Below are 9909 nucleotides of genomic sequence, written 5' to 3' on the forward strand. Positions count from 1 at the left end.
CCATGACGATTGACACGACGGCCATGCGGGCTCTGCCTTGTCTTTTCGACGCCGGGCTACCGATGTTGGCTTACCACCACGTGGAAGACCCGCTCGAAGCCCATCGGCTCATCGCGCCGGCGCGAGCGTGTGGCCCGATCGCGATCGGTACCCATGGACCGGAATTGCTCAGCTATCACCTTGCGCGCGGGGTGTTGCGTGATCCCCGGTTTCGGGTGCCGCGGGGAGTGTTTCTGTCTTCACAGGGAATCCAGTCCGGAGGACTGGCAGGCGTTCTCGGACTGGACCGACGACATCTTCCTGGCATTGCGCTGGACAGCCGCTGAGAACCAGTGTCGTATTCCGGTCGCCTTCGACGCCGCCTGATCCCGGCGGCCTCCGTCGTCACCCTCGGGGCGGTGGATCGGGTTGCCGGTACGGCGCGTAGGCCGAGTGAATTCGTCCGCCGATCTTGATGTTGGGTGTGCGGAAGTACGCCCAGCCGGTCATCAGGATCACCGCGGCGGCGGTGAACGCGACCGAACTCTGCACGTCGGGCAGACCCCCCAGGAACAGCAACAACACTCCGAGAACAGTTCCAGCCCAGTAGATTCGGCGTTTCCTCGCGCGAGCCGCCACCGTGGCGGTGTCCCATCCCGGGACGACGGCGCCGAAGAGCAGCGCGAGGGCGCCCGAAGCCAGCAACACCCACGAGACGGTGCTCATGAACTCGGCAACAGCATCTGGAACCCGTCGACGATCTCTTGGGAATCCTTGACGTATTTCGGGTTGATCGGGTCGGTGGTCTGAATCGTCAGCGTCGCCAGGTACGTAGCGCCGCCCGCCTCGGCCGCGACCGCATGCATGATGATCGGCCGCTCCGGGGCCGGCCCCAGCGGGGGAGCCGTGTAGTGAGTTGTCTCAGAGGGGAATCCGCAGGTGGTGTTGTCCTGGGTCTCCAGATCGAAGGCGCCCATCAAGGTCTTCAGGTTGCCGCGGTTCTGCTCGAATATCTCGTCGGGCGACGGATTACCGCGCGTCGATTCCAGGGTGACGACGGCATTGGTGGCGAAGCGGTCGGCCACCAGATCGGTCGAGACGATCGTGTAGCGGATGATCTGGCTGTCCATCATGGTGTTGCGTTCCCAGCCGTCCGGTACCGGGATACGCAAGCGTGGTTCACGGGCGTCGTCGCTGGGGATGTCCTCCAGTGGCGCGTCCACCGCCGTGCACAGGCCCTCGCCGCCGCCGGATGTCGCCGCCGCGGGTGCATCGCCCACCGCCGTCACCGCCGTTCCGGTGATCTGCTCTGCGCAACCGGTCAGTGTCAACGTCGTCACCGCGACGGCGAATAGCGGCCTCCATGGCGCGGTCATGTTCAGTGCCCGCTCAGCGTTCGGTGCAGGAATTCGAAGATCAACGCCGAACGGAACGCGATCTGCGGGTTGTCGGAGGCGCCCGCATGGCCGCCCTCGATGTTCTCGTAGTAGCGCACCGGGTGCCCGGCGGCCTCCAGCGCCGCGGTCATTTTCCTCGCGTGACCCGGATGCACCCTGTCATCGCGGGTGGACGTCGTGATGAGCACCGGCGGGTAGCGCTTGTCGGCCGAAATGTTCTGATACGGCGAATATTCGGAGATGAACGCCCAATCCTCGGGATCGTCGGGGTCGCCGTACTCGGCCACCCAGGACGCCCCCGCGAGAAGCAGGTGGAACCGCTTCATGTCGAGCAGCGGCACACTGCACACCAGGCCCCCGAACAGCTCCGGGTACTTCGTCAGCATGATGCCCATCAGCAGGCCGCCGTTGCTCCCACCCTGCGCACCGAGCTGCTCGACCGTCGTGATGCCGCGAGCCACCAGATCCTTTGCCACAGCGGCGAAGTCCTCGGCGACTCGGTGGCGCCCTTCGCGCATGGCCTGGGTGTGCCAGGTGGGGCCGTACTCTCCGCCGCCGCGGATGTTGGCCAGCACGTAGGTGCCGCCGCGGGACAACCACAGCCGCCCCAGCACTCCGTCGTAACCCGGGGTGCGGGACACCTCGAAACCGCCGTACCCGCCGAGCAGCGTCGGGCCGGCTGCCTCGACATGCCGGTGACCGACGACGAAGTACGGGATCTGCGTTCCGTCGTCGGACGTGGCGAAGTGCTGCGAGACGTCGATGTCGGCGGTGTCGAAGAACGAAGGCGCCCGTTTGATCTCGGTGAGCTCACCGCCGGCCGGGCCGTGTAGCAGCCGGGAGGGGGTGTCGAAACCCGAAGAGTCCAGGAAGATTTCGTCGCCGAGGCTGTCGGCGCCGACGATCGAGGTGTTGGTGTTGTCCGGCAGCCCGGTCACCGGCTCGGCTGTCCACGGCCCCGGCGTGTAGACCTGCACTCGGCTGGCGACGTCGGCCAGCGTGACGACGACCAGGCGATCTCGGGTCCACGCGTAGTGGTGCAGGCAGGTGTGCTCGTCGGGGGTGAACACCACCTGCAGTTCGGCTGTGCCGCCGAGGAATGTTTCGTAATCGGCGGCCAGCAGCGATCCGGCGGGGAAGGGCGTGGTGCCGTAGGTCCAGTCGGTGCGCAGTTCGATCAGCAGCCACTCGCGGTGGACCGAGATGCTGGCGTCGGTGGGGGCGTCGATACGGATCAGCTCGCCGTCGCGCAACTCGTAGACCTGCTCGTTGAAGAAATCGAGCGCGCGGCTGACCAGCGTGCGCTCGAATCCTTCGGTGCGGTCGCGCGAGCCGGCCACCAGCACATCAGATTCCGCACCGCTGAACACGGTTTCGGCTTCCGCCAGCGGCTGCCCGCGCCGCCACCGCTTGACCAGTCGCGGGTAGCCCGACTCGGTCAGCGATCCCTCGCCGAAGTCGGTGCCGACCAGCAGGGTGTTCTCGTCCTCCCAGGAGACCTGTGACTTGGCCTCGGGCAATTCGAACCCGCCCTCGACGAAGCTGCGGGTGAGCATGTCGAACTCCCGCACCACGGCGGCGTCGGATCCACCCCGCGACAGGCTGATCAAGGCCAGTGAATGGTCCGGCTCGATGACGTCCGCGCCGGCCCACACCCAGTTCACGCCGTCGGCCGCCGCGAGTTCGTCGACGTCGATGATGACGTCCCAGTCCGGTTGTTCGGTGCGGTAGCTGTCCAGGGTCGTGCGCCGCCAGACGCCCTTTTGATGTTCGGCGTCGCGCCAGAAGTTGTACAGGTAATCACCGCGCCGGCGGACATACGGAATCCGCGCGTCGGTGTCGAGCACCTCCAGCGCTTCGGCCCGCATCTGCTCGAAGCGTTCACCGGCGAGCTCGGCCAGCGTCGGTTCGTTGTGCTCGCGCACCCACCTCAGCGCGTCGTCGCCGGTGACGTCCTCCAGCCAGAGATGCGGGTCGGTGTCGGTGTGCTCGCTGCGGGTATCCGTCACGCCACCCATTCTGCGCAACCGCCGAAATCGCATTCCATGCGGGCGTCAGGCAACTTGACGCGCGTGGAATGCGATTTCGGCGGAAGCTGAGCCGAGGCTCAGCTGAGGTGGTGAACCTCCTGCAGGCCGTACACCGGGGTCGGCATCCCCTCGAAACGGGCCTTGAGCTGCAGCGCCAGGTACAGCGAGTAGTGCCGTGACTGGTGCAGGTTGCCGCCGTGGAACCACAGATTGGGCTGCTGGGTGGGCTTCCACATGTTGCGCTGCTCGCCCTCCCACGGGCCCGGATCCTTCGGGGTGTCGCTACCGAGACCCCACACCTTGCCCACCCTGTCGGCAACCTCTTGGCCGATGAGGTCGGCGGCCCACCCGTTCATCGAGCCGTAGCCGGTCGCGTACACCACCACGTCGGCGGGCAACACGGTGCCGTCGGCGAGCACCACGGAGTCCTCCGTCAGGCGGTCGACCTCCCCGTGGGCCAGCTTGATCCGGCCGTCGGCCACCATGTCACACGCGCCGACGTCGATGTAGTAGCCCGACCCGCGGCGCAGATACTTCATGAACAGCCCGGAACCGTCTGTGCCCCAGTCCAATTGGAATCCGGCGGCCTCCAGCCGGTCGTAGAACTCCTTGTCGCGCTCCCGCATCTGGTCGTACAGCGGGATCTGGAACTCGTGCATGATCCGGTACGGCAGCGACGCGAACGTCAGATCGGCCTTCTCGGTCGTCATCCCGGCCGCCAGCGCCCGCTCGGAGTACAGGTCGCCCAGCCCGATGTCCATCAGGGTGTCGGACTTGACGATGTGCGTCGACGACCGCTGCACCATCGTCACGTCGACGCCGTTCTCGTAGAGCGCCTTGCAGATGTCGTGGGCGGAGTTGTTCGATCCGATCACCACCGCCTTCTTGCCGACGTACGCGTCGGGGCCGGGGTGGGCGCTGGAATGGTGCTGGTCGCCGCGGAACACGTCCTGCCCGGGCAGCGTCGGCACGTTCGGCTTGCCCGACATGCCGGTGGCGAGCACCAGTTGAGTTGGGCGCAGGGTCAGTCGCTCGCCGTCGCGGTCGACCTCGACGGTCCAGGTCTGCGACGCCTCGTCGTAAGACGCGGACAGGCAGGTGGTCTTCGACCAGTACGGCACCTCCATCACCCGGGTGTAGAACTCCAGCCAGTCGCCGATCTTGTCCTTCGGCGCGAACACCGGCCAGTTCGGCGGAAACGGCAGGTAGGGCAGGTGGTCGTACCAGACCGGATCGTGCAGGCACAGCGACTTGTAGCGCTTGCGCCACTGGTCGCCGGGGCGTTCGTGCTTGTCGACGACGATCGCGGGCACCCCGAGCTGGCGCAGCCGGGCGCCGAGCGCGATACCGCCCTGCCCGCCGCCGATCACCAGCACATACGGCTGGACCGTCCGGCCCAGCTCCGCGTCCTCGGCGGCCTTCTTCTCGGCCCACGACCGCGGGTCCGGGGCGTCGCCGTGCACCGCTCCCAGCACCCTGGTGGGCCCTTTGCGCTCCTCGTGCCCCTTGAGTTCCTGCAGCGCGGTCAGCAGCGTCCAGGCCTGGTCGGTCCCCGAGTCGCCTTTGAGCCGAAGATGCCCGGTGCCGCGGCCGGCGGCGGTCTCGAACTCGATGAACGCCGAGACGACATCACCGTCGGCAGTGGCGTCCTCGCGGGTCCGGAAGCCGGTCGGGTCCGTCTCGGCCAGCCGTGCGCCCAGCATGTCGGCGATCTGATCGCGGCCTTCCAGGGTCTTGAGATTCCAGGTGAAGGACACCAGGTCGCGCCAGAAGCTGTCCATGGCGAACATGCCGACAGCGCGTTCGATGTCGCGGACGGCCAGCGCCGCCTCGAAATCGGCCAGCCAGTACTCGACCCGCTGTTGCGGGCTCAGCTGGGTGGTGGTCTGAGGGTCAAGAGTCGAAGTCATGTGAGCCAGGACACACCGCTGCTGTGCGGGTCGGCAAGAGTTGCGAAGCGTTGCAATGACACCGAGTGTGCGGCGGCGACTCCCGCTGCAACCCCCTGCAACCCTTTCCCGGTGTGGCCGTGGTCACATAGAAATGCGGCCATGAGAGCAGCTGTGTACTACGGACCGAACAAGCTGGAAGTCGGCGACGTCGCCGAACCCGAACCCGGGCCGGGCACCGTCAAGCTGAAGGTCGGGTTCAACGGCATCTGTGGCACCGATCTGCACGAGTACTACGCCGGGCCGATCTTCGTGCCGACCTCGCCGCATCCACTGACCGGTGCCCAACTGCCGCTGACCATGGGTCACGAGTTCTCCGGCACCATCACCGCGGTCGGCGCCGGGGTGAGCGGCTGGAGTGAAGGCGACCGGGTGGCGGTCGAACCGATCTACAAGTGCGACCGCTGCGGCCCGTGCCGGGCCGGCAACTACAACGTGTGCCAGCAGATCGGCTTCCACGGCCTGATGTCCGACGGCGGCATGGCCGAGTACACCGTGGTGCCGACAGGCATGTTGCACAAGCTGCCCGACCATGTGTCGCTGGAACTCGGCGCTCTGGTCGAGCCGATGTCGGTCGCCTACCACGCCGCGACGCTCGGCGACGTGAAGCCGGGGGACACCGCGATGGTGTTCGGGGCCGGACCGATCGGGATCGGTTTGTGGTTCGCGTTGCGCGGCAAGGGCCTTGATGACGTGCTCGTGGTCGAACCGTCACCGACCCGGCGCGCCGCCATCGAGGCGCTCGGTGCCACCACGTTGGACCCGACGAGCGTCGACGTGCCGGCGTTCGTCGCCGATCACACGCGCGGTGACGGCGCCGACGCCGTGTTCGACGCGGCCGGCGTCGCCCCAGCCGTCAGCACGGCACTGGCCTGCATCGGCTCGCGCAGACCGATGATCAGCGTCGCGATCTACGAAAAGCCGCTGGAGACACCGCTGTTGAATCTGGTGATGAACGAGTCCCGAATCCAGGGGTCGCTGTGCTACACCGGCGCCGACTTCGAAGCGGTGATCGCGCTGATGGCGCAGGGCAGGTATGACACCACCGGCTGGGTGACCCGGATCCCGATCGACGACGTGGTCGACGAAGGCTTCGAGGCACTACATGCCGGCACCAAGATGAAAGTGCTCGTCGATCCGAACGGAGAATCATGACACTCAACGGCAAGGTGGCCCTGGTGACCGGCGCCGCGCGTGGCATCGGGCGTGGCATCGCGCTGCGCCTGGCCCGCGACGGCGCCGACGTGGCGCTGGTCGACGTGGCGCCCGACGGCATCGCGGCCGTCGCCGACGAGATCGCCGAGATCGGCCGCAAGGCAACGACGTTCGTGGCCGACGTCAGCGATCGCGAACAGGTCTTCGCCGCCGTCGACCATGCGGACTCTGCGCTCGACGGCTTCGACATCATGGTCAACAACGCCGGCATCGCGCTGGTCGGGCCCATCGCCGACGTCACTCCCGAGCAGGTCGAGAAGCTGTGGGCGATCAACGTCAACGGCGTGCTGTGGGGCATCCAGGCCGCGGTCGCGAAGTTCACGGCGAACGGCACCAAAGGAAAGATCATCAATGCCTCATCGATCGCGGGCCACGACGGTTTCGCGATGCTCGGCCCGTACAGCGCGACCAAGTTCGCGGTGCGCGCGCTCACCCAGGCCGCCGCGAAGGAACACGCCGCCCACGGGATCACCGTCAACGCGTACTGCCCCGGCGTCGTCGGCACCGACATGTGGGTCGAGATCGACAAGCGATTCGCCGAGCTGACCGGCGCCGCCGAGGGCGAGACCTACGAGAAGTTCGTCGGCGGTATCGCGCTCGGCCGTGCCGAGACACCCGAGGACGTCGCCGGCTTCGTGTCCTACCTGGCCGGCCCGGACGCCGACTACATGACCGGCCAGTCCGGCTTGATCGACGGCGGCCTGGTCTACCGCTGAGATGGGGAGCACTATGGGTACCGATGCCCAGCAATGTCGGCAGCTCGCCCGTGCCTGAACCCGCGGTGGCCGTCGGGGAAGACCCGCGCGACTACGCGCGGCTGATGTCGGCCGTCTACGACGCGACGATGGCCGGCCACCGGGCGCCGGCGCGGCCCCGGGACGTCATCGGCGACTCCTGGCAGCGCCTGATGGCCAGCGGCATGCACCACCGGACCCCCGATGACCACACGCCGACGGTCGTCGAAACCGGTGCGCTGGAGATGCTGCGCCGGTCGTCGGGGCTGATGGAGGTGCTCGACGAGATCTCTCACGGGCTGGAGTCGCTGGTCGCCGACGGGGACAACATCCTCGTCGTGGCCGACGCCCACGGTCGGGTGCTGTGGCGTTCCGGGTCGCCGGCGGTGCTCAGCAACGCCGACCGGCTCGGCTTCGTCGAAGGTGCGAACTGGGGTGAGGGCGCGGTCGGCACCAACGCGATCGGCACTGCGCTGGTGTCGCAACGCGCCGTGCAGGTGTTCTCCGCCGAGCACTTCCTGCGCAGCCATCACCCGTGGACGTGCGCGGGTGCGCCGATCCGGGATCCCCGCACCGGCCAGGTCATCGGCGTGGTGGACGTGTCCGGCCCGGCGGCGACCGTGCATCCGACCACCGTCGCGCTCGTCGACGCCGTCGCCCGGCTGGCCGAATCGCACCTGCGGCAGGAACACGACCGCACCCTCAACCGGCTGCGGGCGGTGGCCGCCCCGATCCTGGCGCGGATGGGCAGTCCCGCGCTGGCCGTCGACACCGAGGGCTGGGTGGCCGCCGTCGACGCGATGCCCTTGCACAACCGGATCCTGTTACCCGAACAGATGGAGCCGGGACGGGTCTGGCTGACCGCGCTGGGAATGTGCGCCGTCGAACCGCTCCCCGGTGGGTGGCTGGTGCGCTTGGCCGAGCCCGACGGCGCGGACGCGCGGGTGTCACAGGTAACCCTCGACTTCACCGATCCGGACTCGCCGTCGCTGATGATGACCGGACACTTCGGCAGCTGGCGCCACGACTTGACCCTGCGGCACGCGGAAATCCTTTGTGCACTGGCTATTTCACCGCAGGGTCGAAGCGCGCCGCAGCTCGCCGAGGACCTGTACGGCGACCGGTCCCGGGTGGTCACCGTGCGCGCGGAGATGTCGCGGCTGCGCAAACAGTTCACCGGACTGCTCGCGGCGCAGCCGTACCGGTTCGCCGGCTCGATCGACCTGCAGGTGCACTACCCGGCCGACTGTCGGCTGCTGCTGCCACCGTCAGTGGCCCCGGCGATCCGCACTGCGCGCACGGCCGGCGCAACCGCGACGACGAAGGGCGAGAATGGCTGACGTGGAGATCCCGAAGCGGGCACTGGTGACCGAGGCCGCGGCCGAACTGCTGCGCACACTGCAGCAGCGGCACGGCGCGTTGATGTTCCACCAGTCGGGCGGGTGCTGCGACGGGTCGTCGCCGATGTGCTATCCCGCCGGGGAGTTCCTGGTCGGCGACCGCGACGTGCTGTTGGCGGTGCTCGATGTCGGCGAGGACGGGGTGCCGGTGTGGATCTCGGGTCCGCAGTTCGACGCGTGGAAGCACACCCAGCTGGTGATCGACGTGGTGCCCGGGCGCGGCGGCGGCTTCAGCCTGGAATCCCCCGAGGGCAAGCGATTCCTGTCGCGGGGCCGCGCGTTCACCGGCGACGAGAACCGGGCGCTGGAAGGCGCGCCACCGGTCACCGGGGCCGCCTACGAACGCGGGGAACGGCCCGCGACGAGCGGCACGCACGTCGTCGCCGAAGCGGTCGACGCCTGCGCGCTCCCCGTCGCGGAATAGCATTCCTGGCGGTCAAACCGGCCCGGGTCGCGACCAGGAACGCGCTTCCGCGTTCGGGCGCGCCGCCCGGGTTCGGGCCCGCCGCGGCGTTATCGTCGACATCGTGATCCCGCTGCCCCGAGCATCGGTATTGGCCGGAGTGATGATCATCGGCGTCGCTCTCGGCATGATGGCCGCGCTCGTCGCCGCCGTCGAGGTCACCGCGACCATCCGTCCCGACATCGCCATCGGCGTGGTGATCGGCGTGCCGAGCGTCATCGGGATGTCGGTGATCCTGCTGTCGGGCAAGCGGTGGGTCACCGCCCTCGGCGCGATGATCCTGGCCATCGGTCCGGGCTGGTTCGGCGCGCTGACCGCGATCCAGGTGGCTTCCGGTGGCTGAGCATCAGGTCGCCCTCGACGACCCGGCGGACACGGGGGCCATCCCGCCGCCACCCGCGCAGCCTGTCGCGATCCCCCCGGCCGCGCAGTACATGAGCCGGTGGCGCTTCCTGCTCGTCCTCACCGGCGTGTGGCTCGTCGGCGCCGGGGCCGGCGCCGGACTGTACTTCTGGTGGTTTCACTCGCCGGCCAAGGATGTGCCGGTGTTCGCGGTGTTGGTGTTCGTGGTGGCCTGCGTCGTCGGCAGTCTGCTGACCGCGATGGTGCAGGAGCGGCCCGGCATCGCCGCGATGGCGCTCGCGATGATGTCGGCGCCGCTGGCCGCGGCGGCAGGTGCGGCGCTGCTGTACGGCGCGTACGTGTTCGGCTGGATCCCCAGATAGGCAACCGTCCACCCGGG

11 protein-coding genes are annotated in these 9909 nt (G+C 68.3%); 7 read left to right on the top strand and 4 right to left on the bottom strand.

The genetic code is table 11. The features are described from left to right. The first annotated feature begins 2 nt into the window (after positions 1 to 2). Complete coding sequence (locus tag KXD97_RS11005) at positions 3 to 326, top strand: hypothetical protein (protein WP_260756791.1); 324 nt, start codon at positions 3 to 5, stop codon at positions 324 to 326. A gap of 58 nt (positions 327 to 384) precedes the next feature. Here KXD97_RS11005 and KXD97_RS11010 read toward each other — a convergent pair whose 3' ends face one another. The 4 genes from KXD97_RS11010 to KXD97_RS11025 form a co-directional block, all read right to left on the bottom strand. Then, positions 385 to 705, bottom strand: coding sequence for a hypothetical protein (locus KXD97_RS11010; RefSeq protein WP_260756792.1), 321 nt, complete (start codon positions 703 to 705; stop codon positions 385 to 387). Then, positions 702 to 1355, bottom strand: a complete 654-nt coding sequence (locus KXD97_RS11015) for an LpqN/LpqT family lipoprotein (RefSeq protein WP_260756793.1) — start codon at positions 1353 to 1355, stop codon at positions 702 to 704. Before KXD97_RS11015 ends, KXD97_RS11010 begins: the two co-directional genes overlap by 4 nt. Before the next feature lie 2 nt (positions 1356 to 1357). Then, complete coding sequence (locus tag KXD97_RS11020; protein ID WP_260756794.1) at positions 1358 to 3394, bottom strand: prolyl oligopeptidase family protein; 2037 nt, start codon at positions 3392 to 3394, stop codon at positions 1358 to 1360. 89 nt (positions 3395 to 3483) lie between these two features. After that, the gene (locus tag KXD97_RS11025) at positions 3484 to 5316 is read right to left on the bottom strand and encodes an NAD(P)/FAD-dependent oxidoreductase (RefSeq protein ID WP_260756795.1); all 1833 of its coding nucleotides are present in this window, start codon (positions 5314 to 5316) and stop codon (positions 3484 to 3486) included. 141 nt (positions 5317 to 5457) lie between these two features. Here KXD97_RS11025 and KXD97_RS11030 point away from each other — a divergent pair, with 141 nt between their 5' ends. The 6 genes from KXD97_RS11030 to KXD97_RS11055 all read left to right on the top strand — a co-directional run bounded on the left by KXD97_RS11030 (position 5458) and on the right by KXD97_RS11055 (position 9892). Beyond that, on the top strand, positions 5458 to 6510 hold the full coding sequence (locus KXD97_RS11030; protein ID WP_260756796.1) for a 2,3-butanediol dehydrogenase: 1053 nt from the start codon (positions 5458 to 5460) through the stop codon (positions 6508 to 6510). Continuing rightward, a complete protein-coding gene (locus KXD97_RS11035) occupies positions 6507 to 7286 on the top strand; it encodes an acetoin reductase (RefSeq protein WP_260756798.1) in 780 nt (259 codons plus the stop codon). Before KXD97_RS11030 ends, KXD97_RS11035 begins: the two co-directional genes overlap by 4 nt. 23 nt (positions 7287 to 7309) lie before the next feature. After that, the gene (locus tag KXD97_RS11040) at positions 7310 to 8644 is read left to right on the top strand and encodes a helix-turn-helix domain-containing protein (protein WP_260756799.1); all 1335 of its coding nucleotides are present in this window, start codon (positions 7310 to 7312) and stop codon (positions 8642 to 8644) included. Beyond that, positions 8637 to 9128, top strand: a complete 492-nt coding sequence (locus KXD97_RS11045) for a DUF779 domain-containing protein (protein WP_396885010.1) — start codon at positions 8637 to 8639, stop codon at positions 9126 to 9128. The genes KXD97_RS11040 and KXD97_RS11045 overlap by 8 nt, the downstream gene beginning before the upstream one ends. A 103-nt stretch (positions 9129 to 9231) precedes the next feature. Beyond that, positions 9232 to 9510 carry a putative holin gene (locus tag KXD97_RS11050; protein WP_260756800.1) on the top strand — a complete coding sequence of 93 codons (279 nt, stop codon included), beginning with the start codon at positions 9232 to 9234 and terminating at the stop codon, positions 9508 to 9510. Then, positions 9503 to 9892: a hypothetical protein gene (locus KXD97_RS11055; RefSeq protein ID WP_260756801.1), complete on the top strand. Its 390-nt coding sequence runs from the start codon at positions 9503 to 9505 to the stop codon at positions 9890 to 9892. The genes KXD97_RS11050 and KXD97_RS11055 overlap by 8 nt, the downstream gene beginning before the upstream one ends. Positions 9893 to 9909: the final 17 nt, after the last annotated feature.

Source organism: Mycobacterium sp. SMC-8, assembly GCF_025263565.1.
GTDB lineage: Bacteria > Actinomycetota > Actinomycetes > Mycobacteriales > Mycobacteriaceae > Mycobacterium.

Coding starts and splice junctions, on each gene's coding strand:
- KXD97_RS11045 (WP_396885010.1), top strand. CDS start 8,637: ATGGCTGACGTGGAGATCCCGAAGCGGGCACTGGTGACCGAGGCCGCG.
- KXD97_RS11025 (WP_260756795.1), bottom strand. CDS start 5,316: ATGACTTCGACTCTTGACCCTCAGACCACCACCCAGCTGAGCCCGCAA.
- KXD97_RS11040 (WP_260756799.1), top strand. CDS start 7,310: ATGCCCAGCAATGTCGGCAGCTCGCCCGTGCCTGAACCCGCGGTGGCC.
- KXD97_RS11030 (WP_260756796.1), top strand. CDS start 5,458: ATGAGAGCAGCTGTGTACTACGGACCGAACAAGCTGGAAGTCGGCGAC.
- KXD97_RS11010 (WP_260756792.1), bottom strand. CDS start 705: ATGAGCACCGTCTCGTGGGTGTTGCTGGCTTCGGGCGCCCTCGCGCTG.
- KXD97_RS11020 (WP_260756794.1), bottom strand. CDS start 3,394: ATGGGTGGCGTGACGGATACCCGCAGCGAGCACACCGACACCGACCCG.
- KXD97_RS11005 (WP_260756791.1), top strand. CDS start 3: ATGACGATTGACACGACGGCCATGCGGGCTCTGCCTTGTCTTTTCGAC.
- KXD97_RS11035 (WP_260756798.1), top strand. CDS start 6,507: ATGACACTCAACGGCAAGGTGGCCCTGGTGACCGGCGCCGCGCGTGGC.
- KXD97_RS11015 (WP_260756793.1), bottom strand. CDS start 1,355: ATGACCGCGCCATGGAGGCCGCTATTCGCCGTCGCGGTGACGACGTTG.